The organism is Hymenobacter daecheongensis DSM 21074 (genome assembly GCF_900141805.1).
Classification (GTDB): Bacteria; Bacteroidota; Bacteroidia; order Cytophagales; family Hymenobacteraceae; genus Hymenobacter; species Hymenobacter daecheongensis.
In genome coordinates this window covers 26594-51070 of sequence record NZ_FQYN01000003.1, presented here as the reverse complement: position 1 = coordinate 51070, position 24477 = coordinate 26594, and the positions used below count along the sequence as shown (strand labels likewise).

Annotated in this window: 22 protein-coding genes; 8 read left to right on the top strand and 14 right to left on the bottom strand. The window is 59.3% G+C overall.

Translation table 11 applies throughout. The features are described from left to right. Positions 1-286 precede the first annotated feature (286 nt). Positions 287-3595: a PAS domain S-box protein gene (locus BUB62_RS05920; RefSeq protein WP_073107463.1), complete on the top strand. Its 3309-nt coding sequence runs from the start codon at positions 287-289 to the stop codon at positions 3593-3595. A gap of 255 nt (positions 3596-3850) precedes the next feature. Here BUB62_RS05920 and rsgA read toward each other — a convergent pair whose 3' ends face one another. The 5 genes from rsgA to BUB62_RS05895 form a co-directional block, all read right to left on the bottom strand. Next, positions 3851-4777, bottom strand: a complete 927-nt coding sequence (gene rsgA / locus BUB62_RS05915) for a ribosome small subunit-dependent GTPase A (protein WP_073107461.1) — start codon at positions 4775-4777, stop codon at positions 3851-3853. Positions 4778-4935: 158 nt separating this feature from the next. Further along, positions 4936-6213 carry a 3-deoxy-D-manno-octulosonic acid transferase gene (locus BUB62_RS05910; RefSeq protein WP_073107460.1) on the bottom strand — a complete coding sequence of 426 codons (1278 nt, stop codon included), beginning with the start codon at positions 6211-6213 and terminating at the stop codon, positions 4936-4938. 159 nt (positions 6214-6372) lie between these two features. Continuing rightward, positions 6373-7011: a peroxiredoxin gene (locus BUB62_RS05905; protein WP_073107457.1), complete on the bottom strand. Its 639-nt coding sequence runs from the start codon at positions 7009-7011 to the stop codon at positions 6373-6375. Positions 7012-7092: 81 nt separating this feature from the next. Beyond that, positions 7093-7563 carry a Fur family transcriptional regulator gene (locus tag BUB62_RS05900; protein ID WP_084538863.1) on the bottom strand — a complete coding sequence of 157 codons (471 nt, stop codon included), beginning with the start codon at positions 7561-7563 and terminating at the stop codon, positions 7093-7095. Between the two features lie 235 nt (positions 7564-7798). Next, on the bottom strand, positions 7799-9103 hold the full coding sequence (locus BUB62_RS05895) for an aspartate kinase (protein ID WP_084538862.1): 1305 nt from the start codon (positions 9101-9103) through the stop codon (positions 7799-7801). Positions 9104-9188: 85 nt separating this feature from the next. Between BUB62_RS05895 and fbp the strand changes: the two genes are divergently transcribed. Next, positions 9189-10217, top strand: a complete 1029-nt coding sequence (gene fbp, locus BUB62_RS05890; RefSeq protein ID WP_073107456.1) for a class 1 fructose-bisphosphatase — start codon at positions 9189-9191, stop codon at positions 10215-10217. A gap of 72 nt (positions 10218-10289) precedes the next feature. Here the strand turns inward: fbp and BUB62_RS05885 are convergent, their stop codons facing one another. The 3 genes from BUB62_RS05885 to yihA all read right to left on the bottom strand — a co-directional run bounded on the left by BUB62_RS05885 (position 10290) and on the right by yihA (position 12124). Then, the gene (locus BUB62_RS05885; RefSeq protein ID WP_073107454.1) at positions 10290-10910 is read right to left on the bottom strand and encodes a DUF5606 family protein; all 621 of its coding nucleotides are present in this window, start codon (positions 10908-10910) and stop codon (positions 10290-10292) included. A 30-nt stretch (positions 10911-10940) separates the two neighbouring features. Beyond that, complete coding sequence (locus tag BUB62_RS05880) at positions 10941-11429, bottom strand: energy transducer TonB (protein ID WP_084538861.1); 489 nt, start codon at positions 11427-11429, stop codon at positions 10941-10943. Between the two features lie 77 nt (positions 11430-11506). Further along, entirely contained in the window at positions 11507-12124 is a 618-nt protein-coding gene (gene yihA / locus BUB62_RS05875) for a ribosome biogenesis GTP-binding protein YihA/YsxC (RefSeq protein ID WP_073107452.1), read from the bottom strand. A gap of 471 nt (positions 12125-12595) precedes the next feature. Here yihA and BUB62_RS05870 point away from each other — a divergent pair, with 471 nt between their 5' ends. The 4 genes from BUB62_RS05870 to BUB62_RS05855 all read left to right on the top strand — a co-directional run bounded on the left by BUB62_RS05870 (position 12596) and on the right by BUB62_RS05855 (position 17160). Further along, on the top strand, positions 12596-14791 hold the full coding sequence (locus BUB62_RS05870) for an OmpA family protein (protein ID WP_234988637.1): 2196 nt from the start codon (positions 12596-12598) through the stop codon (positions 14789-14791). Positions 14792-14919: 128 nt separating this feature from the next. Continuing rightward, a complete protein-coding gene (gene ubiE / locus BUB62_RS05865) occupies positions 14920-15645 on the top strand; it encodes a bifunctional demethylmenaquinone methyltransferase/2-methoxy-6-polyprenyl-1,4-benzoquinol methylase UbiE (RefSeq protein WP_073107451.1) in 726 nt (241 codons plus the stop codon). Next, on the top strand, positions 15594-16379 hold the full coding sequence (gene porT, locus BUB62_RS05860; protein ID WP_073107449.1) for a type IX secretion/gliding motility protein PorT/SprT: 786 nt from the start codon (positions 15594-15596) through the stop codon (positions 16377-16379). Before ubiE ends, porT begins: the two co-directional genes overlap by 52 nt. Before the next feature lie 31 nt (positions 16380-16410). Continuing rightward, positions 16411-17160, top strand: a complete 750-nt coding sequence (locus tag BUB62_RS05855; RefSeq protein ID WP_073107446.1) for an SDR family NAD(P)-dependent oxidoreductase — start codon at positions 16411-16413, stop codon at positions 17158-17160. Positions 17161-17349: 189 nt separating this feature from the next. Here BUB62_RS05855 and cdd read toward each other — a convergent pair whose 3' ends face one another. Further along, positions 17350-17841, bottom strand: coding sequence for a cytidine deaminase (cdd, locus tag BUB62_RS05850; RefSeq protein ID WP_073107445.1), 492 nt, complete (start codon positions 17839-17841; stop codon positions 17350-17352). A 247-nt stretch (positions 17842-18088) separates the two neighbouring features. Between cdd and BUB62_RS05845 the strand changes: the two genes are divergently transcribed. Then, positions 18089-19438, top strand: a complete 1350-nt coding sequence (locus tag BUB62_RS05845) for a saccharopine dehydrogenase family protein (protein WP_073108473.1) — start codon at positions 18089-18091, stop codon at positions 19436-19438. Positions 19439-19501: 63 nt separating this feature from the next. Here BUB62_RS05845 and BUB62_RS05840 read toward each other — a convergent pair whose 3' ends face one another. The 5 genes from BUB62_RS05840 to aroQ form a co-directional block, all read right to left on the bottom strand. Then, a complete protein-coding gene (locus tag BUB62_RS05840) occupies positions 19502-20224 on the bottom strand; it encodes a tRNA1(Val) (adenine(37)-N6)-methyltransferase (RefSeq protein WP_073107443.1) in 723 nt (240 codons plus the stop codon). 14 nt (positions 20225-20238) lie between these two features. Beyond that, positions 20239-20709, bottom strand: a complete 471-nt coding sequence (rnhA, locus tag BUB62_RS05835) for a ribonuclease HI (RefSeq protein ID WP_073107441.1) — start codon at positions 20707-20709, stop codon at positions 20239-20241. A gap of 99 nt (positions 20710-20808) precedes the next feature. Then, complete coding sequence (locus tag BUB62_RS05830; RefSeq protein ID WP_073107440.1) at positions 20809-21369, bottom strand: MarC family protein; 561 nt, start codon at positions 21367-21369, stop codon at positions 20809-20811. Positions 21370-21490: 121 nt separating this feature from the next. After that, a complete protein-coding gene (locus tag BUB62_RS05825) occupies positions 21491-22561 on the bottom strand; it encodes an aminotransferase class V-fold PLP-dependent enzyme (protein WP_073107438.1) in 1071 nt (356 codons plus the stop codon). Between the two features lie 154 nt (positions 22562-22715). Continuing rightward, entirely contained in the window at positions 22716-23162 is a 447-nt protein-coding gene (aroQ, locus tag BUB62_RS05820; RefSeq protein ID WP_073107436.1) for a type II 3-dehydroquinate dehydratase, read from the bottom strand. A gap of 199 nt (positions 23163-23361) precedes the next feature. On the opposite strand from aroQ, the gene xerD reads away from it, so the two are divergent. Further along, a complete protein-coding gene (xerD, locus tag BUB62_RS05815; protein WP_073107435.1) occupies positions 23362-24264 on the top strand; it encodes a site-specific tyrosine recombinase XerD in 903 nt (300 codons plus the stop codon). Positions 24265-24477 lie beyond the last annotated feature (213 nt).

The window sequence follows — 24477 nt, the reverse complement described above, 5'->3', positions numbered from 1 at the left end:
GTGGCTTTTGTTTTTGGCAGGTGCCGACGCGGCGTCTGAAGCTCTACACTAGCGGTAGCCGGCCGATATAAAATTTCTTAGCCGGATAAGCTGTACCTTACATGGGTATCAGCCTGCTAGGAAAGCAGGCGCGGCCAGCTGGTTGCACTACGCGAAGAAATGGCAGGCGTTTTAGCGTGCCGCGGCTTCTTTTTAGCTTCCAACAACCCCACCCGGTTGCTTACCCCGGCCCCGGCCACCCATTCACCCCACTGAAAACTCGCCTTGAAGGGCAGCAGCACTACCCATGAAGGAAAGCGAGAACCGGTATCGGCGGCTCATTGAAGCCAGTCAGGATTTAGTAGTCACCGTTGACCCGCGCGGTATCATTCTGGATACCAACGAGGCGGCGGTAAAAATTACGGGCGTGGAGCGTGAGGCCCTGCTCGGCTCCGATTTCTTCGCCTACTTCACGGAGGAGAAGCAGGTGCGCAAAACCTACCGCGAGGTGCTGGCCACGGGCGCGGTTACCAACGTGCCCTGCACCCTGCGCCACACCAATTGCACGCTCACGAAGGTGCTGTTTGATGGCACCGTGAACAAGGACGACCACGGCAACGTGCTGGGCGCGGTGATTGTAGCGCGGGAAATTGCGGAGAAAAACTGGGCCACCGAGCTGGGCATCGCCAACAAGGAGCTGGCCTTTCAGCACAACGAAAAGGAAAAGCGCGCCGACGAGCTCAGCATTGCCAATGAGGAGCTGGCTTTTCAGAATGACGAGAAGGAAAAGCGGGCTGCTGAGCTGGGCATTGCCAATGAGGAATTGGCGTTCCAAAACGACGAGAAAGAGAAGCGCGCTCAGGAGCTGAGCATCGCCAACAAAGAGCTGGCTTTCCAGAACAATGAGAAGGAAAAGCGCGCCCAGGAGCTGAGCGTGGCGAATACCGAGCTGGCTTTCCAAAATGACGAGAAAGAAAAGCGCGCCGCCGAGCTGAGCATTGCCAACAAAGAGCTGGCGTTTCAGAACGATGAGAAGGAGAAGAGGGCCCAGGAATTGAGCATTGCCAATACGGAGCTGGCTTTTCAAAATGACGAGAAGGAAAAACGGGCGGCCGAGCTGAGCATCGCCAACACCGAGCTGGCCTTTCAGAACAACGAAAAGGAGAAGCGGGCGCAGGAGCTGAGCATTGCCAACGAGGAGCTGGCTTTTCAGAATGATGAGAAGGAAAAGCGGGCTGCCGAGTTGGGCATTGCTAACGAGGAGTTGGCTTTCCAGAACGATGAGAAGGAAAAGCGCGCTCAGGAGCTGAGCATCGCCAACACCGAGCTGGCTTTTCAGAATGACGAGAAGGAGAAAAGAGCCGCTGAGCTGAGCGTGGCCAACACGGAGCTGGCCTTTCAAAATGACGAGAAGGAAAAGCGGGCGGCTGAACTGAGTATTGCCAACATTGAGCTGGCTTTTCAGAACGACGAGAAGGAAAAGCGGGCCGCCGAGCTGGTGATTGCCAACAAGGAGCTGGCGTTTCAGAACGACGAGAAAATCAAGCGGGCGGCCGAGCTGCGCATTGCCAACTACGCCCGCGGCCTGATTGAGGCCAGCCGCGACCCGCTGGTAACCATCAGCCCCGAGGGCAAGATTACGGACATGAACATGGCCACGGTGTACATCACCGGCATCGAGCGGGAGCAGCTGATCGGGTCCGACTTCTTCGCCTATTTCACCGAGCCGCAGATGGCCCGCGAGGTGTACCAGGAGGTGTTTGCCAAGGGCACCGTAGCCGATTCGCCCCTCACGCTGCGCCACAAGGACGGCAAGCTGACCGACGTGCTGTTCAACGGCTCGGTGTACAAAAACGACGAGGGCCACGTGCTGGGCGTGGTGATTGTGGCCCGCGACGTGACGGACCAGAAGCGCATTGCCACCGAGCTGAACGAGGCCAAGATAGCGGCCGAGCTGGCCACCGTGCGGGCCGAGGAAGCCCAGGCCAAAGCCGAAACCGCCACCGGCATTGCCGAAGACGCGGTGAAGGCCAAGCAGCAGTTTCTGAGCAATATGAGCCACGAAATCCGCACGCCCATGAACGCCATCATCGGCTTCACAAAGGTGGTGCTGAAAACGGACCTGACGGAAAAGCAGCAGGAATACCTGACCGCCATCAAGCTCAGCGGCGATACGCTGATTGTGCTGATAAACGACATTCTGGACCTGGCCAAAGTAGACGCGGGCAAGATGACGTTTGAGCAGATTCCGTTCAAGCTCTCGGCCTCGGTTTCGGCCATGGTGCACCTGTTCGAAACCAAGATTCAGGAGCGGAACCTGGAGCTGGTGATGGAGTACGACGACCGGATTCCGGAGGTGCTGGTGGGCGACCCGGTGCGCCTGCACCAGATCATTCTGAACCTGGTCAGCAACGCGGTTAAGTTTACCAGCGAAGGCAGCATCACGGTGGGCGTGCGCCTGCTGGTGCAGGATAAGGAGAAGGTGATTCTGGAGTTTGCCATCACCGATACCGGCATCGGCATCGAGGAGGCCAAGCTGGGCACTGTGTTCGACAATTTTCAGCAGGCTACCAGCGGCACCTCGCGGCTGTATGGCGGCACGGGCCTGGGGCTGGCCATCGTGAAAAACCTGGTGGAGCCCCAGGGCGGCACCATCACGGTGAAAAGCAAGGTAGGCGTGGGCTCCACGTTCAGCTTCATTCTGAGCTTTGCCAAAACCCTGGAAAAGGCCAGCGCGGATGATAACCTCAACATTGAGCTGGAAACCGGCTTCAAAGACGTGAAGATTCTGGTGGTGGAAGACATTGCCCTGAATCAGCTGCTGATGAAGACGCTGCTCGAAGACTTCGGCTTCGAGATGGAAGTGGCCGGCAATGGCCGCATTGCCGTGGAAAAGCTGCGCACCACCCGCTACGATATTGTGCTGATGGACCTGCAGATGCCCGAGATGAACGGCTTCGAGGCCACCGAATACATCCGCACCCAGCTCCGGCTCACGGTGCCCATCATTGCCCTCACCGCCGACGTGACCACCGTGGATGTGGAGAAGTGCAAAGCCGTGGGCATGAACGACTACATATCCAAGCCCATCGACGATAAGCTGCTCTACAGCAAGATCATCAAGTACCTGAAAAGCGCCGATTACGAAAAGGAAGCCGCGCCGGATTTGGTGGAAAGCTTGCCCGAAGAGCCGCTTACCTGCGTCAACTTCGACTACCTGCGCCGCATCACCAAGAGCGATGCCCGCATGGCCGAAATGATTTATCTGTATTTGCAGGAGATTCCGCAGCTGGTGCAGACCATGAAAAAAGCTATTGCGGAAAATGAGTGGAGCGCTCTGAAAGCGGCCACGCACTCCATCATTCCCACGTTTGCCACCATGGGCATCAACCTGCGGTTTGAGGACATTGCCAAAGACCTGCAGGCGCTGGCCGTCATCCTCATTGCCAACGACGAAACCGAGGCCGCCGGCGAGGAAACCCGCGCCCAAGTGCTGGCCGCCTTCGCCAAGATAGAAGCCGTGTGCGCCCTGGCCGCCCGCGAGCTGGAAGAAAAGCTGCAGCGCCTCTCCCAAACCCTGCCAGCCACGCGGGATAAATACCGGCAAACGCTATAGGGGCGAAGCCCAAACGGCTGCAGCGTGCTGATGTGGCCAACCTATTCCAATCGGCAGGGCCTCCGCGCGGCGGCAGGTTTGTAGTAATCCGAAAAGGCAAAAGGAAAAAGCCGCGTAGCGGTGACAGAATCGTTCGAACGGTTCTGTCACCGCTACGCGGCTTTGTTCTTCATTCCTGCTTATTGCTACAAACCTGCCGCCGCGCTGCGGCTATTCGAGTTTGCCTCTCACTACTCACTACTCACCACTCACTGCTTAGTGCCGGTTGTCCTGGCCGGCCAGCATACTCAGGTAGCTGTCGTAGCGGGGTAGAGCTATTTTGCCTTTGTCCACGGCTTCGCGCACGGCGCAGTCGGGCTCGTGGATGTGCTGGCAGTTGTGGTAGCGGCACTGATTCAGCAAGGCCCGCATTTCGGGGAAATAGTGGGCCAGCTCGGCCGCCGGAATGTCTACGAGCCCCAGCTCCTTGATGCCGGGCGTATCAATAATATAGGTGCCGGGGCGCACTTCCAGCATCTCGGCGAAGGTGGTAGTATGCACGCCTTTGTCGGAAAACTGGCTGATTTCGGCGGTTTTGATGTCCAGATCGGGCACCAGGGCGTTGATGAGGGTGCTTTTGCCCACCCCCGAATGCCCCGAAAGCAGCGTAACCTTGCCCTCCAGCAGCGCATCGATTTCGGCCAGCCCCTCGCCGGTGTGCGCCGAGCAGCGCAGACCCTCGTAGCCGGTGCGGCGGTACATCTTCAGAATTTGCTCCTGGTAGCCGGCCAGTTCCTCGTCATACAGGTCCACCTTGTTGAAGATGAGGCGCACCGGAATCTGGTAGGCCTCGGCCGTGACCAGGAACCGGTCGATGAACCCGAACGACGTGGCCGGCGACACCAGCGTGACCACCAGCAGCGCCAGATCCAGGTTGGCCGCCACGATGTGGGCGTGCTCACTCTTGTGCACCGAGCGGCGGATGATGTAGTTGCGGCGCGGCTCGATGTGGTGAATCACGCCCGCGCCCTCAGTCTGCTCCTCCACCGTGAAATCCACTTGGTCGCCCACGGCCAGCGGGTTGCTCACCTTTAGCCCCTGATGCTTGAACTTGCCCCGCAGCCGGCAGCGGTGCAGCACCCCCGTAGCCGTTTCCCGCACGAGATACCACGAGCCAGTAGATTTAACAACGATGCCGGTCATGAATGTGAACTGGTGAAATAGTGAGATGGTGACCTGTCATTGCGAGGAGGCACGACGAAGCAATCCGTCCTCTCAAATGTACAAAGCCCTGTTCACCCAGAAAGCCCCTGGCTGGCGCACATCAGGGCTTTGTGGGTCAGAAGGGCTTTCTTTATTGCTCAGGACGGATTGCTTCGCGCTGCTCGCAATGACAACTCACCGTCAAGCCAACGCATGATCTTGGCCGTAGCCCCGGCCTGGGTCAGCACGTAGCGGCGGTTTTTTTCCACGATGGGCTGGCGCTGCTCGGGGTTGTACACCAGGAATTTCAGCGCGGTTTCCAGCTCCTCCGCATCCTTCACTGCGTCGGCCCCGCCGAGCTGGATCAGGTCTTTGGCTTCCTGAAATTTATGATAATTCGGCCCAAACAGCAGCGGCAGGCCAAATACGGCGGCTTCCAGCGTATTGTGCAGGCCCTTGCCAAACGCGCCGCCCACGTAGCCCAGCGTGCCGTAGCGGTACAACTCGCGCAGCAGTCCGATGGAGTCAATCAGCAGAATGCGGGCCGTGGCGGCGGTTTCGGGCGTAGCCTGAGAGTAGCGCAGCACCTGGCCCGGCAATAGCGCCTCCACCTGCCGCAGCCCGGTTTCGTGCAGCTCGTGCGGAGCCACCAGCACCCGTAGCGCCGCGGGGGCCAGCGCCTGCAGGGCGGGCGTGAGCATCGTAATGTCTTCGGGCCAGCTGCTGCCCACCACCAGCACCGGCGTGCCGTCGGCGCCGAAAGCGGTGAGAATCGGCAGCGCCTTCGGGGGCGCGGCGGCCGTGGCCACCACCGTATCGAAGCGCGTATCGCCGGCGGTGCTGACCTGCCGGATGCCAAGCTGCCGCAGCAGCGCCGTTGAGGCCTCGTTCTGGGTGAAAATGTGGGTGAAGCAACCCAGCATCCGGCGAAAAAGGCCCCCCCAGGGCTTAAAAAAGACCTGATCGGGCCGGAAAATGGCCGACACGCAGATAGTGGGCACTTGGCGGCGGTGCAGCCCGGTGAGGAAGTAATACCAGAACTCGTACTTCACAAACACGGCCAGCCGGGGCTGCACCGCGTCCAGAAAAGCCCCGGTATTGGCGGCCGTATCCAATGGCAGGTAAAAGATATAGTCGGCCCCCGGCCAGTCTTTGCGGATTTCGTAGCCCGAAGGCGAGAAAAAGGTCAGCACGATTTTGTGCTGCGGATACTGCTGCCGATACACTTCCAGCAGCGGCCGGCCCTGCTCAAACTCGCCCAGCGAGGCGCAGTGAAACCACACCCGCGGCGCGGTTTCGGCCTGCAGCGCCTGCTGGATATGCGCCAGCAGCCCGCGCCGGCCATTGGTCCACTGGGCCGCTTTGGGCACGAAGGGTGCCGCCAGCCGCAGCAGCAGCGCGTAGAGCCAAAGACCGATGGTATAAAGGAAGAGCAACGCTTGAGTAGTTGGTAGTCGCCGGGCTCAGAGTAGACCCCGCTGAGCGGGCAAAAATAGGGGTTTGCCAGCCGGCAAACGAAAAGCGCCCCGGCCAACTGGCCGGGGCGCTTTTAGATGATGCCTTGTAAAGCCTGATTGTCAGGCTATACAGCCTGCTTAGTGAGCAGCCTGATTGCCGAGGTAAGCCGCCACGCCTTCGCGGGTAGCCTGCATGGCCTCTTTGCCTTCCTCCCAGTTGGCGGGGCACACCTCGCCTTTGGCCTCGAAGTACTGCAGGGCGTCCACCATGCGCATGGCCTCATCGATGCTGCGACCTAGCGGGCCGTCGTTTACCACCTGGTGGCGTACGATGCCGTCTTTGTCGATCAGAAACAGGCCACGGTAGGCGAGGGGCGAGCCCACGAAGGTCATTTCACCGGCTTCGTTGTAGTCGTAGTGGCCGCCGAGTACGTCGTAGTTGGAAGCAATGGTTTTGGTCGCATCGGCCACCAGCGGGTACGTCACGCCCTGAATGCCGCCGTTGTCGCGGGGCGTCTGCAGCCAGGCAAAGTGGGAGAAATGCGTATCGGTAGAGCACCCCACAATTGCCACGCCTTTGGCCTCAAAATCAGCCAGACGCTCCTGAAAAGCAATGATTTCGGTGGGGCAAACGAAGGTGAAGTCGGCGGGGTAGAAGTAAAAGATAACGTGCTTCTTGCCCAGGTAGCGGTCGAGGGAGAAATCCTCTTCGAATTCGCTATCGATTACGGCCGTAGCCTTGAAAGAAGGAGCACGCTTGCCAACGAGAACTGCCATGTTGAAAAAGTAAAAAGTGAAAAAGGGTGATATAAAAAGCGGAAAGTCAGGAATCGGGCGGCGCAGCCAAAACCGGCGGCCTCAGGATTCCCGGGTTTTGGTGCCGGTAATGTGGAGCGAAAAGGTTTCGGGACGAAATCCGGGCAGGCCCCGCGCCGCAAAAAACTCCTGAATCAGCGCATCGAGCCGCGGGTCGCAGTAGTCGATGATTTCCTGGGTATCGGTGCAGTGCAGGTGGTGGTGGGCCGAGCAGTCGGCATCGAAGCGGCGGGAGTGGCCCTCGGCGGCGGCCACGCGCCGCACCAGGCCAGTGGCTACAAAGCTGTCCAGCGCCTTATACACCGTGCCGAGCGAAATAGTAGGGTAGTCGGGCCGCACGCGGCGGTGCACCTGCTCCGCCGTGGGGTGGCCCGGCAGCAGCAGCAGGCTCTCCAGAATCGCGAGGCGCTGCCGGGTGGCCCGCAAGCCTTTCCGGGCCAGCCGCTCACGCAGCGCGTCGGGGCTCACATCGGCCGCCTGGGGTTGAAAGGAAGACTCGAAAACTGGCTGCACAGGTAAGAATGATTCTCCACAAAGGTAACGCTAGAAGGAAACCCAGCCCAAAAAGGTTTTCAGCGGCCGGGTAAATTCTTGCGTTTTTCCCGATTTACAGCCCCTATCTTGTGTGATTGTTTACCTGTATTATCGATTGATGATACATACTTTAAAACCCAGAATATAAGCAAGTTAAATTGTGATTTGCTAAAGCCGATAGTGCGTCAGGCAGCTTGCCTGAATACCGGACTCATTAGCGAATGAACTCGCTGCCGCCCCGGCATACCACCTGCAGCGTCTGGCGGGTGCGCTGCTCCAGTAGCACCTCCCGGCCCGCCGTCAGCCGCCCGATGCTGGCTGCGTCGTAGTTCTTAATAGTGTACAGCTCCAGGCCCGTATTGTAGTGAATGGTGAACTGGTCGCGGAGCTGATCGAGCAGCTTATCTAGCCGGTACGCCCCAAAATCGGTGCAGACGGAAAAGGAAATGGCCGAGTTCTGCATCATGTTGATCTTGAGCCGGGCCTGGGCCAGCGCCCCGAAAATCACCTCCAGGTTCTCCTCCGAAATAAACGTGAGGTCCTTCGACTCGAAGGAAATCAGGCACTGCCCGTTTTTGCGGATAAACGCCGGGGCCAGCAGTCCGTGCCGGCAGTCGCCGATGCGCGTGCCCTCGGCCGCCGGGTCCAGAAACGACTTCACGAACAGCGGAATGCGCCGCACGGCCAGCGGCTTAATGGTTTTGGGGTGAATGACCGACGCGCCGTAGTACGCCATTTCAATGGTTTCCTGGTAGCTGATTTCGGGGTAGCGTACCGGGTCGGCAAAGAACTTGGGGTCGGCATTGAGCAGCCCCGCCACGTCTTTCCAGATCGTAACCGACTCAGCCTGCAGGCAATAAGCAAAAATGGCGGCCGTATAGTCGGAGCCCTCGCGGCCGAGCGTGGTGGTCACGCCATCGGCGGTGCCGCCTACAAAGCCCTGCGTTACTACGGGACCGCGCAGCAGGAGCGGGGGCACGGTGGCAAGCACCTGCTGCTCGGTGAGGGGCCAGTCGAGGCGACCTTCGCGCCAGGTGGCATCGGTGCGCAGCAGCGGGCGGCAGTCGAGCCACTGGGCCTGCAGCGCCCACGCCACCACAGCCGTGGCCAGCAGCTCCCCGAAGCTCACAATCTGGTCATACTGCCGGTCGTAGTCGTCGTGGGGCACCACGCGGGCCAGCTGGCCGTGCAGCTGCGCAAAAAGGTGGTCGAGCGTGGGCGTGGCCGGGGCGCTGGCTACGGCGGCAGGCGGAGTTTCATCAGCGAAAAGCTCCTGGGCTACCTGTTCGTGAAACGCCTGCAGCACGGCCAGGGGCTCGGCATAGGCGGTGCCGGCGTGCGCCCGCTGGAAGATGTCTTCCAGCGCGTTGGTGGTTTTGCCCATCGCCGAAACCACGATGAGCAGCTGACTATCGGCGGCGTGCCCGCGCACGATTTCGACCAGATTGCGGATGGCGGCGGCATCCTTCACCGAGGCCCCGCCAAACTTATAAACCTTCAGAGCGTGCTGTTGCTGCATGGGCCAAAAGTAGGCAGCCAGCGGCAGATGTGGCGAAAAAGCTTAGTTTTGTAGGCCAGACTCACTGCTCATTTTCCCACCCCTTATGGATCATAACAAACTGGCCCTGCCCGTCGGTACCACCCTCGACCGCTTCATTATGCGGAAGCAGGAAGACTTCCCCTACGCCACCGGCGAGCTTTCCCAATTGCTGCGCGACATTGCCCTGGCAACTAAGATCGTGAACCGCGAAATCAACCGCTCCGGCCTCATCGACATTGCCGGAGCCTATGGCAACCGCAACGTGCAGGGCGAGGAGCAGCAGAAGCTGGACGTCATTGCCAACATTCGCTTCATCCGAGCCCTGCGCAACGGCGGCGAGGTATGCACCATCATTTCCGAAGAAGACGAGGAGATGATTCAGACCGGCAACGTGCAGGGTAAGTACGTGGTGGCCATCGACCCGCTCGACGGCTCTTCCAACATCGATGTGAACGTCAGCATCGGCACCATTTTCAGCATCTACCGGCGCGTTTCGCCCACCGGCAACGAAGGCAACGAGCAGGATTGCCTGCAAACCGGCACTCATCAGGTGGCCGCCGGCTACGTAATATATGGTTCCAGCACCATGATGGTGTACACCACCGGCAACGGGGTGAATGGCTTCACCTACGAGCCTTCGCTGGGCGAGTTTTTCCTCTCGCACCCCCAGATCACCACGCCCAAAACCGGCGCTATCTACTCCCTCAACGAAGGGAACTCCAACGAATTCTCCGAGGCCATGACGGCCTACGTAGACCATTGCAAGCAGCAGGGCTACTCGGCCCGCTACATCGGTTCCCTGGTCGCCGATTTTCACCGTAACCTGCTCAAAGGCGGCATATATATCTACCCGGCCACCAAGAAGGCTCCCAACGGCAAGCTGCGCCTGATGTACGAGTGCAACGCGCTGGCTTTCATCGTGGAGCAGGCCGGCGGCAAGTCCAGCGACGGCCGCACCCGCACCATGGAGCTAGAACCCAAAGGGATGCACGAGCGCTGCCCGCTTTTCATCGGCTCCACGGAGCTGGTAGAGAAGGCCGAAGAATTTATGGCCCGCGAGTATGAGGCGGCCACCGCTGCGGCCCTGAAATAGCAACGCTGAGTTACACACAGAAAAGGCCACCCGCTTAGCAGGTGGCCTTTTTTGTGTGTAGTATCCGACGAATTACTCCGACTTCTTCTTGCCCTTCTTCGCGGGCTTCTCCTCCGTAATTTCCGGATTGATTGGCTTGGTTGACTCCTGCTTGGCCGGAATAATGCCAGCCGTGCTCAAGGCTTCATCAGCCGCCGGGGCATCGTCCGTCTTGGCCGTTTTCTTCTTGGCCTTGGGCTTGGCTTCCTCGGTAGCCGGGGCCTCGGTGGCCGGAGCAGCGGTTTCCTCCGCCATGGGGGCGGTGTACTCCAGGCGGCTGCTCACGGCTTTGTACCACGAAACCAGTTTCTTGATATCCGACATGTACACCCGGCTCCGGTCGTAATCCGGGATGATGTCGCCCATGAAAGCGGCCAAGTCCCGGTCATCCGACTTGTTGGTCACGGCCAGCTCGGTGCCGAATTTCTGGTGAATCCGGTCAAACACCTCCGTCAGGGGCACCGTCTGATCGTAGTCCTGGGTATAGATGGAAATTTCGTGCAGCAGCGACACCTTATTGCGGGCCGAAGCCACGGAACGCTTGCCGTTCTCGGTGAGCGATTCGACAATGACGCCGGCCCGCGTAGGGCTCACAAGGCGGTAGAGACCAGGCATTCCGCTGATGGCAGCAATTTCCTTCAGGTCGTAGGGCATAGAAAAAGCAGTTGGGTAAAAAATGCGACGTTATTCGGCGGCAGCCGCCTGGCCCGGAGCCGGCAGCTTGAAGGAGATGGGCAGGCTGGTGAGAATGGCGTAATCGGGCTTGCGGAACTTGAGCAGCCGCACAATGCGCAATGCTTCTTCGCCGCAGCCGCCGCCCACGTTTTTCACCAGCTTAATGCCCGACATTGTCCCGTCTGTATTCAGCGTGAAGCTCACGATGCAAGTGCCCTGGATCCGGTTGCGGCGGGCCATGATGGGGTATTTCAGCTCCTTCTCGATGAACTCATACATGGCCTCCTGGCCGCCCTCGTAATATTCTGCCACCGGCACTACTTTGCCCGCGTGGCCGGGCGCGGCCGGGGCCGTCTGCGTGGGCGCTTCGGAAGCCTCGGGGGCTTCCAGAGTAGGCGCGGGCGCATCGCCCTTGATTTTCACTTTAGTCTTTTGCGCGAAAGCCGGAGCAGATCCGGCCAGCAGGGCCAGGGCCAGCGCAAACGTGATTTTCTTCATGGAAAAACCGGAAAGGAAAGAGGAGGGAAAAATGGAAAGAAAGTTGCCGTTGCGGGCTTGGCAATTACGGGGCCAATCTACGCATTATCCGCCGTTTGAGCCAGTTGGCGGTTCACCTCTTCTATAAAGGCAAGCACTTCGTCGCGGCCGGTTTTTTCCTCGGCCGAGGTAATAAAGTGCCGGGGAAGCTCGTCCCAGCTTTCGCTCATCTTCTGCAGATACGAGACGATATTCTGCTGGGCCCGCGAGCCGGAAAGCTTATCAGTTTTGGTGAAAACCAGCACAAACGGCACGCCTTCCGTCCCCAGCATTTCCATAAAATCCAGATCCGGCTTCTGCGGCTCGTGCCGCGAGTCAATCAACACGAATACGCAGGCCAGATTTTCGCGCCGACGCATATAGTAGTTAATCATCTTGAGCCAGGCGGCCCGCGAGTCCTTACTTACTTTGGCGTAGCCGTAGCCGGGCAAATCGACCAGATACCACGCGTCGTTAATTAAGAAATGGTTAATAAGCTGCGTTTTGCCGGGCAGCGAGGAAGTTTTGGCCAGCCCTTTCTGTCCCGTCAGCATATTGATGAGCGACGACTTGCCCACGTTCGAACGGCCAATGAAGGCGTATTCGGGCAGCGTCGGCGGCGGACATTGGTCCACCCGCGAGTTGCTCATCAGAAATTTTGCTTCGCGGATAATCATAGGGGAAAAGCCAGGTACGGGCGCAAAGGTAGCGGAATACGCCGGGGCACCCGAATCATAAATTTTCTTATAAAACCCTTGTAGTTTATAAAGCACGATTATATTTGCGCGGTTTGCAACCTGCTGAGAAACGGAATTGCAAGTCCGGAATCAGTGTAAAAGCAGATTAAATAAAGTTTTTTTCCAATTGGATGTGGCAAAGGTCGTATTATAAAATTTCTATCTTTGCCCGCAACTTACCTTGTTCCCCAACGCATAGGGTTCCGCTTAGTCACCTGTCGAACTTGCTTTTTGAGCGCTTATGCTCGGAAAAAAAAGCTGGCTGGCTTAACCCTGGAACAGGTTTTCAGTATAAGAGGCAACTCTTAAAAAAATAGCAGCCGCAACGGGTGGCCGCTGTTTCTGCGAAACCTCCCTGCAACTCCTTATTCCCAAACCCCTCCTACAATGGACAACTTAGTCAGAAGGTTATTGAAAGCCTCTTGCGCCTTCGCTCTCGCCGCGGCCGTGGCTCAGCCTGCCCTGGCCCAGAGCAGCCGCAAGCAGCTTAAGACTGCAAACAAGTACTTTGAGCAAGAGAACTATCGGGCCGCAATTCCTTTCTATGAGCAGGTACTGGCTAAAGAGCCCAACAATGCACTGGCATTGTTCCGCGCCGGCATTGCCTACATGTCCTTTGATAAGGAGAAAGCCAGCGACTACATTTATAAGGCACAGCGCCTGAAGCCGAAAGTGGCCAAGGACGTGGAGTATTGGCTGGGCCGGGTAGACCACCTGAACTACAACTTCGACGAGGCCATCTCGCACTTCCAGGCGTACAATGCCACGCTGAAGAAGAAGGACACCCGCAAAGGTGCGCTGGCACAGTTGATTCAGCACAGCAAGAACGCTAAGGTGCAGTTCAACAGCCCCAAGGATATCTTCGTGAAGAACCTGGGCCCGACCATCAACACCAGCTTCTCGGAGCACAGCCCGGTTATCTCGGCTGATGATAAGCTGCTGCTGTTCACCTCGCGCGGTGAAAACGTGACCGGGGCCGGCAACACCAACAGCACCGACAAAGGCAACATCGCTTCCGATGGTGAGTACTTTGAGGATGTGTTCGAAGCCAAGCGTATCGACGACGAGAACTGGGAAAAGCCCCGCTCACTGAGCGGCGTGCTCAACGGCAAAGGCCACGATGCTTCGATTCAGGTGTTCGACAACGACCAGAAGATGCTGATGTATCGTCAGGACGAGAACGGCGACATCTTCTACTCGGAGAAAGCCGGCGGCGACTGGACGGCTCCCAAGAAGCTGAACAACAACATCAACTCGAAAGGCTTCGAGTCGGATGCCTTCATCACGCCCGATGGCCTGACGATCTACTTCTCGACGAGCAAGTTTTCGGAAGACAACACGCTGGATATCTACTACGCCACCCGCCAGGCCGGCGGCGACTGGGGCGAGCCTAAGTCGGTGGGTACTACCATCAACACCAAATTCGACGACGACAGCCCGTACCTGAGCAAAGACGGCAAGACGATGTACTTCAGCTCGCGGGGCCACAACACGATGGGCGGCTACGACATCTTCAAGTCGGAGTATGATGAGATTGGCCGCAAGTGGGGCACGCCCGAGAACATGGGCTACCCCATCAACACGCCCGATGATGACACCTACTACCGTTTGAGCCCGGATGGCAGCTACGCTTACCTGTCGAGCTACCGCATTGGCGGCTACGGTGAGAAGGACATCTACACCATCAACTACATCAAGAACGCCATTATCCGCGGCAAGGTGTTCACCAAGCGCGACAGCACCGTTATTCCGGGTGTGGAGTTGGTGTTCAACGGCACGCAGGCCGACAAGACGGCGCTGAGCTACCGCGACGTGACCAAGCCCGTAACGGGCGACTATCAGGTGAGTGTGCTTTCGGGCCGTACGTACCAGGTGGCCGTGTCGAAAGACAGCAAGAACATCACGACCGAAGAGTTTGCCGTGCCGATTTCGACCAATGACTCGACCGTCATTGAGAAGAACTTCTACGTGGATTACATTGATACCACGAGCCAAGGCATGACGGCCTTCAAGAAGATCTACTTCGATACGGACAAGTACAAGCTGCGGCCGGAGTCGATTCGGGAGCTGAACAACATCAGCGGTATTCTGAAGGCGAATCCAGGGCTGAACATCTCGATTGAGGGCCATTGCGACAGCCGCAACACGGACGAGTACAACATGGTGCTGGGTCAGAACCGTGCGGATGCTGCTTACAACTACCTCAAGAAGAACGGCGTTGCCGAAACCCGGATGGTAACGGTGAGCTACGGTGAGCGTCGTCCGGATGCCACGAACGATTCGCCGGAGAACATGCAGCTCAACCGCCGCGTGGAGTTCCGCCCGATCTTGAAGGAAGGCGACACTATGCCGGTGATGAAGCCAGCAGCTTCTGCCCCAGCAGCTCCCGCTACGGCCGCACCATTGCAGCCAGGCAAGAGCAAAGTGAAGCTGGCCGACGGCACGAAGGTGAAAACCAAAGTGGACGAAGACAGCGACAAAGTGAAGGTGAAAGCCAAAGGCCCGACGGGCGAAGAGTCGAAGACGAAAACCAAAGAGGGGACCATCGACTCGAAGACCAAGGATGCCAACGGCGAGAAGACCAAAGTGAAGACCGACAACGACTAACCCGTTGGTTGGATAGTGCAAAACGGGTCGGGCAATGTGCCCGGCCCGTTTTTTTTTAACATAATGCACCAGCAGGCGTTATGTTTGGGCAATTCTGCTCTCGTTTTTCCGTTCTTCGCCTCAGAAGTATGTCCGTAGTTCCCTATAAAGATGATGCCGCCGGCAAGAAGTCGCAGGTTGCCCAGATGTTCAACAGCATCGCGGGCAAGTATGACTTCCTGAACCACTTTCTGAGTGCCGGCACCGATATTTACTGGCGGCGCAAAGCCGTGAGTGAGCTGACAGCGCTGCGGCCGGCCCGCATTCTGGACATTGCCACCGGCACCGCCGACTTCGCCATCGAGAGCCTGCGGCTCTCGCCCGAAACGAAGGTTACGGGCGTGGATATTTCGGAAGGGATGCTGGAGGTGGGACGGCGCAAGTTGGCCAGCAAGGGCCTCACGCACCGGATTCAGCTGGAGCTGGGCGACTCGGAAAACCTGCCGTTTCCTGATGACCACTTCGATGCGGTGACGGCCTCGTTTGGCGTGCGCAATTTCGAGAACCTGCAGAAGGGCCTCAAGGAAATGCACCGCGTGCTGCGGCCGGGCGGCAAAGTCGTGATTCTGGAATTTTCCAAACCCACGGCTTTTCCGATGAAACAGGCGTACAACTTCTATTTTAAGCGAATTTTGCCGGTATTCGGGAAGATGATTTCCAAGGACCGCGCCGCTTACACGTACCTGCCCGAGTCGGTGCAGGCCTTTCCGGATGGGCCGGATTTTCTGGCCATTCTCCAACACGTCGGCTTCAAAAATCCTGCATGGCAACCCCTCACATTTGGCATAAGCTCCATCTACACGGCGCAAAAATAGGCCGCGTCGCCCTGCTGACGCTGGTAACCTGCGGGCTGTCCTTCGGGGCGCAGGCACAGAAAAAAAGCCGCGCCAGCAAGGGCAGCAAAGGTCAGGTGAAGTCCATTACGGTGGACAACCTGCCAGGCTACGATGACAAGTGGTTTCATCCGGGCATGTACATCGCGCCCAGCTTTTCGCGCTACAAGCTTGAGCAATCCTCAACCTACACGCAGGCCCGGAACGTCTCGGCCAACTCCATCATTAGTCCGGGCTTGTCGGTGGGCTTCATTGCCGACGTGCGGCTGGCCGATAACTTCAACCTGCGCTTCACGCCGGGGGCCAGCTTCGTGACGCGGCGCGTGGAGTTCAAGCCGTTCGGCTACTCGCCCGCCGACTCCATTCTGACTCAGGAAATAGGCGGAACGCAGATTGACTTTCCGCTGCTGCTCAAGTTCAAATCGGACCGCCGCCGCAACTCCCGGATGTACGTGATTGGGGGCATCAAATCGAGCGTGGGCGTGGGCAATCGGCGCAAAGACCCGGCCCGCAACCTGCTGCGGGCTTCCTCCGGCGACTTTGCCATTGAGTATGGCGTGGGCATGGACTTGTTCTATCCTTTGTTCAAGTTCGGCCCCGAGTTGCGCTTTTCGCATGGCCTTAGCAACCAGCTGCAACCCGGCAAAGACGTGTATAGCCGCAGTCTGCAAAGCCTGAAAAGCAACACCGTGACGCTGTATCTGAATATTGAATAGCGCCGGCCGCTTGGCTGGTTTCGCACCGTATATGACTCGTACCGCTTTTGTTTCCGGAGCTTCTTCCGGCATTGGCCGCGCCACGGCCGTGGCTCTGGCCGCTTCCGGCTTTCAGCTGGTTATCACGGGGCGGCGGCGCGAGCGGCTGGAGGCGCTGGCCCAACAGCTGGCCCCCACGCCCGTCCACATCCTCACCTTCGATGTGCGTGACCGGGCCGCCGTGGAAGCCGCCGTGAACAGCCTGCCCGCCGGGTTTCAGTCCATTGACGTGCTGGTGAATAATGCGGGTGGGGCGCACGGTCTGGCCCCAATTCAGGATGGCGACCCAAACGACTGGGACCTGATGCTGGACAGCAATGTGAAAGGCCTGCTGAACGTGAGCCATGCGCTGCTGCCGGGCATGAAGGAGCGCCAAAAGGGCCATATCATCAACATTGGCTCCATTGCGGGGCACGAAGTGTATGCCAACGGCAACGTGTACTGCGCCTCGAAAGCGGCCGTAGCGGCGCTGACAAAGGCCATGCGTATCGATTTGCTGCCGCTGCACATCCGGGTGGCGGAGGTGAACCCTGGAGCGGTGGAAACGGAATTCTCGCAGGTGCGCTTCAAGGGCGACGCGGCGCGGGCGGCGAAGGTCTATGAAGGCTTCGACCCGCTGAAGCCGGAGGATATTGCCGAGGTAATTCAATTTATGGTGACGCGCCCGGCCAACGTGCATATCGCTGAAATTACCGTTTTGGCCGGGGCCCAGGGGGCCGCTACGCTGATTCGGCGGGAGTAACTCTGTCATTGCGAGAACGCAGGACGAAGCAATCCGTTCTGGACAATGAGCCAAGCTTTGTAAACCGAAAAGCCCTGACGTATGTGCTACGTTAGGGCTTTCTGCTAAAAAGGAGTTGAGCACATTTTAGAGGACGGATTGCTTCGTCCTCCGTCCTCGCAATGACAGTCTTCACCCTGATAAGCGAACTTAACGCTTTGGCAGGTCGTCGGCGTTGAACTGGAAAGGGAGCAAATCGGCGAGGGAGCGGAAGCGGTAGATGGTGCCGTTGGGGCCGGGCAGCAGCAGCGGAATGGCGCGGCCCTGGCGGTTTTCGTATTCCGTCATCACCTGGCGGCAGGCCCCGCAAGGCATAGCCGGGCCAAACGGGCCGGTAGCCGGGCGGGCCGCCACGGCCATGCCCAGGATGTGGCGCTCAGGCTGATTGACGGCCAGGCCAAACAGGGCGGTGCGCTCGGCGCAGAGGCCGGAGGGGTACGCAGCGTTTTCCTGGTTGGTGCCCCGGAATACGCTGCCATCATCGAGCAGCAGCGCGGCTCCGACGTGAAAGTGGGAGTAAGGCGCGTAGGAGTGGTCGGTGGCGGCGCGGGCCTGTTGCCAGACGGTTGCTTCGGCGGGAGTGAGTTCGGCTTCGGAATCCAGCACCTCTACGGTGATGGTCAGATGGAGCGGATGGGCCATCGGGGAATGAAAGGAACAAATGCCGGAGCCGAATGGCGGCCCCGTGGGAAGAAGGGGCGGTGAATGTACTACAATTATCAATCAACAAAGAACAAGCCGCCGCACTTCTCGCCGCCGAAATGCCGCGGGGCCGGTGGGAGTAGGTTTTTTTGCCGATTATTGACGGAAATTCCTCTTCCTCCTTCCCACCCCGATTATCAAGAGCATCTGGTTGCTCATTGATAACTGCTCCTTGCTCATTCCAAACATGTCCCGCATTCTGCTCCTCGGTGCCGGCCGCTCGGCTTCTTCCCTGATTACCTACCTGTTGCAGCACGCGCCCACCGAGGGCTGGCAACTCACGGTGGCCGATGTGAACCCGGCCCACCTGCTGCCGATGCTGGCCGCCCACAGCGCCTACGCCCGCGCCGTGCCATTCGACATTCAGCAGCCCGAACGGCTGGATGAGTTGGTGCTCGCGGCTGACATTGTTATTTCGATGCTGCCGGCGCTGTTTCATGGGCCGGTGGCGCGGGCCTGCGTGCGCCACGGCCGCCACCTCGTTACGGCCAGCTACGTGAGCGACGAAATCCGGGGGCTGGATGCCGAGGCGCGGGCGGCGGGTGTGCTCATTCTGATGGAATGCGGCCTGGACCCCGGCCTCGACCATATGTCGGCGATGCAGGCGCTGGGCCACATCCGGGCGCGGGGCGGGCGGCTGACCTCGTTCAAATCGTATTGCGGCGGGCTGATGGCGCCGGATTCGGAGGGCGATAATCCGTGGCGGTATAAGTTTACCTGGAACCCGCGCAACGTAGTATTGGCGGGCCAGAGCACGGCCAAATACCTGGAAAACGGCCACCCGCGCTTCATTCCCTATCAGCAGCTCTTTGGTCGCCTCGCCACGCTGGAGGTGCCCGGCTACGGGCAGTTTGAGGGCTATGCCAACCGCGACTCGCTCAGCTACCGCGCCCCCTACGGCCTCGATAACATCCCGACCATTTTGCGCGGCACCCTGCGCCGCCCCGGCTACTGCGCCGCCTGGCAGGCCCTAGTGCGCCTGGGCCTTACCGACGACTCGGTGCAGCTCGGCAATGCCGCCGACATGACCTGGGCGCAGCTGATTGAAGCTTATTTGCCGGTAGCAGATGCTGAAACCAGCCTGCCTCTGCGTTTCGCGGCCTACTTGGGCCTTGCGGCCGACGGGCCCGAAATGCAGCGGCTGCACTGGCTGGGCCTATTTACGGATACGCCCGTGGGCCAGCCCGATGCCACGCCCGCGCAGCTGCTGGAGCACCTGCTAACCGAAAAATGGGCCCTGCAGTCTGGCGACCACGACATGATTGTGATGCAGCATCTGTTTGATTTCGAGCTGGATGGCCAATGGCGGCAGCGCACTTCCTCGCTGGTAGTGCTCGGCGATGATGCTACGCACACCGCTATGGCTAAAACCGTGGGCCTGCCGGTGGCTATGGCCGTGCGGCGGCTGGCGCGGGGCCAGGTCGCCCAGCGCGGTGTCGTCATTCCGACGCAGGCGGACTTGTACGAGCCGATTCTGGCCGAGCTGGCGGCGGACTACAGAATCGTGTTTGTGGAGCAGGAACAGCCGCTACAGTAGGCTGAGGGCACCCCGAAGCGCGGAAATCCGTTCCCCGCTTCGGGCTACAGTGCCTGGCGGGCTTCAGAAGGCCAGGTAAAAATCCTGTAGCAGCGCCCGGAACTCAGCCGAATAGGCCTCGGAAGCCGCTTCGTGGATGGCCAGCTCCTGAACCTGCCTGGGCTGCGGCTGGTGCCCGAAGCTGCTGATGTGGCGCAGTATTTTGCTGCCCGGCCGGTGCCGCACCACAAGCTGGGAGTGGAGAAACAGGCCCGCTAAGGCGGCTTTGCGCTCAAAATGCAGCATTTCGGGAGGCGGCAGGAGCACCGTGAGCTGGCCGCTGGGCGCAAGGAAGCGGGCGGCAAAGTCGGCCAACTCAGCGAAGCTCAGCGTATCGGGGCTGGTGTGGCGGGCGGTGGTGCGGGCCGCATCGGGCGAAAGGAGGGAGTGGCGGAAAAAAGGCGGGTTGCAGAGAATGTGGTCGAAGGGCGCGGGATGGGTGGCGGCGTAGTGGGCCAGGCTTTGGGCCTGAATGCGGATGCGGTCGGCCCAAGGGCTGGCGGCGGCATTGGCGGCAGCCTGGGCGGCGGCGGCCGGGTCCAACTCTACGGCTTCGATGATGGCGGCGGGGTTGCGTTGGGCGGCCATCAGGGCCAGTAGGCCGGTGCCCGTGCCGATATCCAGCAGGCGGGCCGTGCCGGTCAGGTCGGCGGCGGCACCCAGCACGCAGGCATCGGTGCATACTTTCATGGCGCAGCTGCCCTGCTCGATGCGGAAGTGCTTGAACTGAAAGTAGGAATTGGCCATCGGGTAGGAAAGCGCTACGCGGTGCGCCGGGACTCAATCAGCTCGTAGCCTTCGTCGATGAGCAGGGGGCCGCGCAGGGCGCTGCCGACGGCCAGTTGGTCGCACCGCTCATTTTCGGGGTGGCCGTTGTGGCCGCGCACCCACTGGAAGCGCACTTTGCGCTGCTCATATATTTTCAGGAAGCGCCGCCACAGGTCTTCGTTGGCTTTCTTGCCGAAGTCGGGCTTTTTCACCCAGCCAAACACCCACTTTTTCTCCACCGAATCGACCACGTACTTCGAGTCGGTGACGACGGTAATCGGTATTTCGGGGCGCGTCACGGCCTCCAGGCCCACGATGATAGCCAGCAACTCCATACGGTTGTTGGTGGTGAGGCGGAAGCCCTGGGTAATTTCCTTTTCGTGGGGGCCGTAGCGCAGAATGGTGCCGTAGCCGCCCGGGCCGGGGTTGCCGCGCGAGGAGCCGTCGGTGTATAAATGGATCATGGGAGTTAATGTGCAGATGTGTTAATGTGCTGATGTGCTAATGAGACGTTTGACAAAGCATTAGCACATCAGCACATTAAGCCACATTAGCACATTTATTCAGAAATTGCTCTTAAACAGCTTAATAGCAATGGCCAGCAGAATCACGCCGAACACGCGGCGCAGGATGTCTTCGCCGGCTTTGCCCAGCTTGCGCTCAATCCAGGCCGAGCTTTTGAGCACGAGGAACACGAAGACCAGGTTCAGGCCGATGCCTACCAGCACGTTGGGCAGCGAGTAGGCGGCTCGCAGGGAAAGCAGCGTGGTCATGGTGCCGGCCCCCACGATGAGCGGGAAAGCCAGCGGCACGATGGAGCCCGACGCCGCCACGGGGTTGTGCTTAAACAGCTCCACGCCCAGGATCATTTCCATGCCAATGAGGAAGATAATAACGGCCCCCGCCAGCGCAAACGACTGATAATCGACCCCAAACAAACTCAGAATGCTCTGCCCCAGAAACAGAAATACCACCATCAGCACTCCGGCCACCAGCGTGGCCTTCTCGGAATGAATCTTGCCCTCCCGCTGCCGGATCTGGATGATAATCGGGATGGAGCCCAGAATATCAATCACGGCAAACAGCGTGAGCGTGACGGAGAATATTTCCTTGAGGCTGAACATATAGTGAGATGGTGAAATGGTGAGATGGTGAGTTTTAGGTTCTGGTGGCGCGTTTTGCGCAAGTGGCGCAGATTAAACATCAAACTCACCATCTCACCATTTCACTATCTCACCGCTTCGCTCAGGCGAACTCGCGGGCGAAGAACTGGACCAGTTGCTCGTAGGCGGCGTCGGGGATGGCGGGGAAGTTGGCGATGCGCAGCGTGTTGGCTTTCCAGGTGCCATAGCCGTTGCCCAGATGCAGGCCCTGGGCCAGGGCGCGGCGCTTGATTTCGTCGATCAGCGGGGGCGGGCCCTGGAGGGCAATGACGGTGGTGGAGCGGGTTTCGGGGTTCGTTACCAGCGGCGTGAGCTGGGTGGCCTGGTCGAAATACTCGTAGAGCTTGGCGGCGCGGTCCTGCAGATGCTGGTGCACCGTTTTGATGGGCTCCCGATCCTGCAGCACGCGGCTGAGCAGGTAGATGCCGAGCACGTTGGGCGTGTGCGTGGTCTGGAAGTTGAGCATCTTCTCGTACTGGGCCGTGAGCGAATTGTAGTGGCTGCGCTCATTGATGCTCCGAAACCGCGCCACTGCCCGCGGCGACAACACCATGATACCCAGGCCGGCCGGCAGCCCGAAGCATTTCTGCACCGAGCCAAACCAGATATCAGCCTTGATGTATTTGAGCTGAATACCGGCCAGCGACGAGGTGGCATCCACGGCCAGCAGGGCGTTGCCGAGGCGGTTATATAAGTTCAGAATGAAGCCGTCGCGCAGCTGGGTGGCGTTGGAAGTCTCGTTCTGGGTGATGCAGACCAGGTCCGTGTCGCCGTCGGCGTCGGGCAGGGGCAGGGTGTAGATTTCGGGCACCTCATCGACGCCGAATTGCTGGCCGGTGGAGGCAGGGCGCAGGGCTTTGGCGTATTCAAACCACTTTTCGCCGAAAGCCCCGCTGTAGAGGTGGAAGCTTTTGGTGGGCGTCAGGCTCTGGGCCAGCACTTCCCAGCACTCGGTGGCCGAGCTGAGGAAGTAGATGCTGTAGTCCTGCGGAATGTTGAGCTTGGCCTTCATGTCGGCCACGGTCTGGCGCAGCAGGCCCGTGAACCGCTCGCCGCGGTGCGGAGCCGAGAGCCAGCCCTCATCGAAGGCATCCTGCAGGTAGCCGCGCACGGCCGGGTACACTGCCGATGGGCCAGGGTTGAATGTATACATAGGTGCGGAAAGTCAGATTAGGAGCCGCAAAGGTAGGGAAGGTGAGTTGGTGAAATAGTGAGATGGTGAGTTTGATATTCTGATTGTGCCACCTGCGCCATTTGTGCGGATTGAACATCAAACTCACCATCTCTCTATTTCACCATCTCACCACTTACACCTTAAACCCCACCCGCTTTGGCTTTAGCCCTTCAAAATACTGCAATGCCAAGCGGTAGCTATCCAGCTTGAAGCCGCTGATGCTGCCCACGCAGTTTTTGCCGAGCAGGCTTTTCTGGCGGAATTCCTCGCGGGCGTGCAGGTTGCTCAGGTGCACTTCCACCACGGGCGTATGAATGGCAGCTACGGCATCGGCCAGGGCTACGCTGGTATGGGTGTAGCCGCCGGCATTGAGCACGATGCCGTGGTAGCTGAAGCCGACTTCGTGGAGCTTGTCGATGAGCTGGCCTTCGTGGTTGCTCTGGAAATAGTCGAGGGTGAAATCGGGAAAAGCGGCGCGCAGGTCGGGCAGGTAGTCGTCGAAGCTGCGGGTGCCGTAGATGCCCGGCTCGCGCTGCCCGAGCAGGTTGAGGTTGGGGCCGTTCAGGATCAGAATTTTCATGTGGGAGCTTGGTTGGAGGGACTAGAGGGGCATAAAGGTACACGTCTGGCTTCCTGAGCAGAGCGAAGGACCTTATGCCAGTTGAACGTTTAGCATAACAACGATTTGCTCAGGCGTGATAAGGTCCTTCGCAAGCTCAGGATGACAGACGTGTACCTTTACGGCCCCAAGCCCCCATGTCCTCCAAGCCCCAAGCCCCATGTCCACCTGGAATACCAGCATCCGCCAGTTTGAAGGCTACCTGCAGCTCGAAAAATCCCTGTCGGCCAACTCCGTGGAGGCCTACTCGCGCGACATATCCAAGCTGCGCCAGTACCTGGAACTCTCGAAGCTGCCCGCCAGTCCGGCCCAGGTGACCACCCGCATCCTGCGCGATTTTCTGGCCTGGCTGGGCGAATTGGGCCTGAGCGCCACCTCACAGGCCCGCACGCTGTCGGGCATCAAGGCCTTCTATAGCTTCATGATTATGGAAGACCTGCTCACGCTGGACCCCACCGACACGCTCGAAGCCCCCAAAACCGGCCGCAAGCTGCCCGATACACTCAGCTACGACGAAATAACGCAGCTGCTGGAAGCCATTGATATGAGCACCAACGAGGGCACCCGCAACCGCGCCATGCTCGAAACGCTCTATTCCTCGGGGCTGCGCGTGAGTGAGTTGATTACGCTGAAGCTGTCGAACCTCTACGCTGACCAGGGCTTCGTGCGCGTGACCGGCAAGGGCAATAAGGAGCGCCTGGTGCCCATAGGCCGCGACGCGCTGAAGCACATCGGCTTCTACATCAGCGGTGTGCGCTGCCACCTGGATATTCAGCGCGGCGCCGAGGATACCGTGTTTCTGAACCGGCGCGGCACCGGGCTTTCGCGGGTGATGGTTTTCACCATCATCAAAGCATTGGCCGCGCAGGCCGGTATCCGCAAAACCATCAGCCCGCACACCTTCCGCCACAGCTTTGCCACCCACCTCATCGAGGGTGGGGCCGACCTGCGGGCGGTGCAGGAGATGCTGGGCCACGAAAGCATCACGACCACCGAAATCTACACTCACCTCGACCGGGACTACCTCAAGCAGATCATTACCGACTTCCATCCGCGTAGCTAACGAGTGTAGCCAAAGTTACTGTCATCCTGAGCAACGCGAAGGACCTTGACTGCTTCGTTGCAATGCTATTAGGGCGAAGTGGTAGAGGTCCTTCGCGTTGCTCAGGATGACAGTTGCCACTCCGCCGGCAGCCCGCGAGATTCCTCGGCTTCGCTCGGAATGACGGCCGTGTGGTAGTAGCGCTGCTACCACCGCAAAGCCGGAACCCGTACT

Excerpts from the sequence above, each read along its gene's own strand:
- BUB62_RS05920 (WP_073107463.1), top strand. The coding sequence starts at position 287 with ATGAAGGAAAGCGAGAACCGGTATCGGCGGCTCATTGAAGCCAGTCAG.
- rsgA (WP_073107461.1), bottom strand. The coding sequence starts at position 4,777 with ATGACCGGCATCGTTGTTAAATCTACTGGCTCGTGGTATCTCGTGCGG.
- BUB62_RS05905 (WP_073107457.1), bottom strand. The coding sequence starts at position 7,011 with ATGGCAGTTCTCGTTGGCAAGCGTGCTCCTTCTTTCAAGGCTACGGCC.
- BUB62_RS05895 (WP_084538862.1), bottom strand. The coding sequence starts at position 9,103 with ATGCAGCAACAGCACGCTCTGAAGGTTTATAAGTTTGGCGGGGCCTCG.
- fbp (WP_073107456.1), top strand. The coding sequence starts at position 9,189 with ATGGATCATAACAAACTGGCCCTGCCCGTCGGTACCACCCTCGACCGC.
- BUB62_RS05885 (WP_073107454.1), bottom strand. The coding sequence starts at position 10,910 with ATGCCCTACGACCTGAAGGAAATTGCTGCCATCAGCGGAATGCCTGGT.
- BUB62_RS05880 (WP_084538861.1), bottom strand. The coding sequence starts at position 11,429 with ATGAAGAAAATCACGTTTGCGCTGGCCCTGGCCCTGCTGGCCGGATCT.
- yihA (WP_073107452.1), bottom strand. The coding sequence starts at position 12,124 with ATGATTATCCGCGAAGCAAAATTTCTGATGAGCAACTCGCGGGTGGAC.
- ubiE (WP_073107451.1), top strand. The coding sequence starts at position 14,920 with ATGTCCGTAGTTCCCTATAAAGATGATGCCGCCGGCAAGAAGTCGCAG.
- porT (WP_073107449.1), top strand. The coding sequence starts at position 15,594 with ATGGCAACCCCTCACATTTGGCATAAGCTCCATCTACACGGCGCAAAA.
- BUB62_RS05855 (WP_073107446.1), top strand. The coding sequence starts at position 16,411 with ATGACTCGTACCGCTTTTGTTTCCGGAGCTTCTTCCGGCATTGGCCGC.
- cdd (WP_073107445.1), bottom strand. The coding sequence starts at position 17,841 with ATGGCCCATCCGCTCCATCTGACCATCACCGTAGAGGTGCTGGATTCC.
- BUB62_RS05845 (WP_073108473.1), top strand. The coding sequence starts at position 18,089 with ATGTCCCGCATTCTGCTCCTCGGTGCCGGCCGCTCGGCTTCTTCCCTG.
- BUB62_RS05840 (WP_073107443.1), bottom strand. The coding sequence starts at position 20,224 with ATGGCCAATTCCTACTTTCAGTTCAAGCACTTCCGCATCGAGCAGGGC.
- rnhA (WP_073107441.1), bottom strand. The coding sequence starts at position 20,709 with ATGATCCATTTATACACCGACGGCTCCTCGCGCGGCAACCCCGGCCCG.
- BUB62_RS05830 (WP_073107440.1), bottom strand. The coding sequence starts at position 21,369 with ATGTTCAGCCTCAAGGAAATATTCTCCGTCACGCTCACGCTGTTTGCC.
- BUB62_RS05825 (WP_073107438.1), bottom strand. The coding sequence starts at position 22,561 with ATGTATACATTCAACCCTGGCCCATCGGCAGTGTACCCGGCCGTGCGC.
- aroQ (WP_073107436.1), bottom strand. The coding sequence starts at position 23,162 with ATGAAAATTCTGATCCTGAACGGCCCCAACCTCAACCTGCTCGGGCAG.
- xerD (WP_073107435.1), top strand. The coding sequence starts at position 23,362 with ATGTCCACCTGGAATACCAGCATCCGCCAGTTTGAAGGCTACCTGCAG.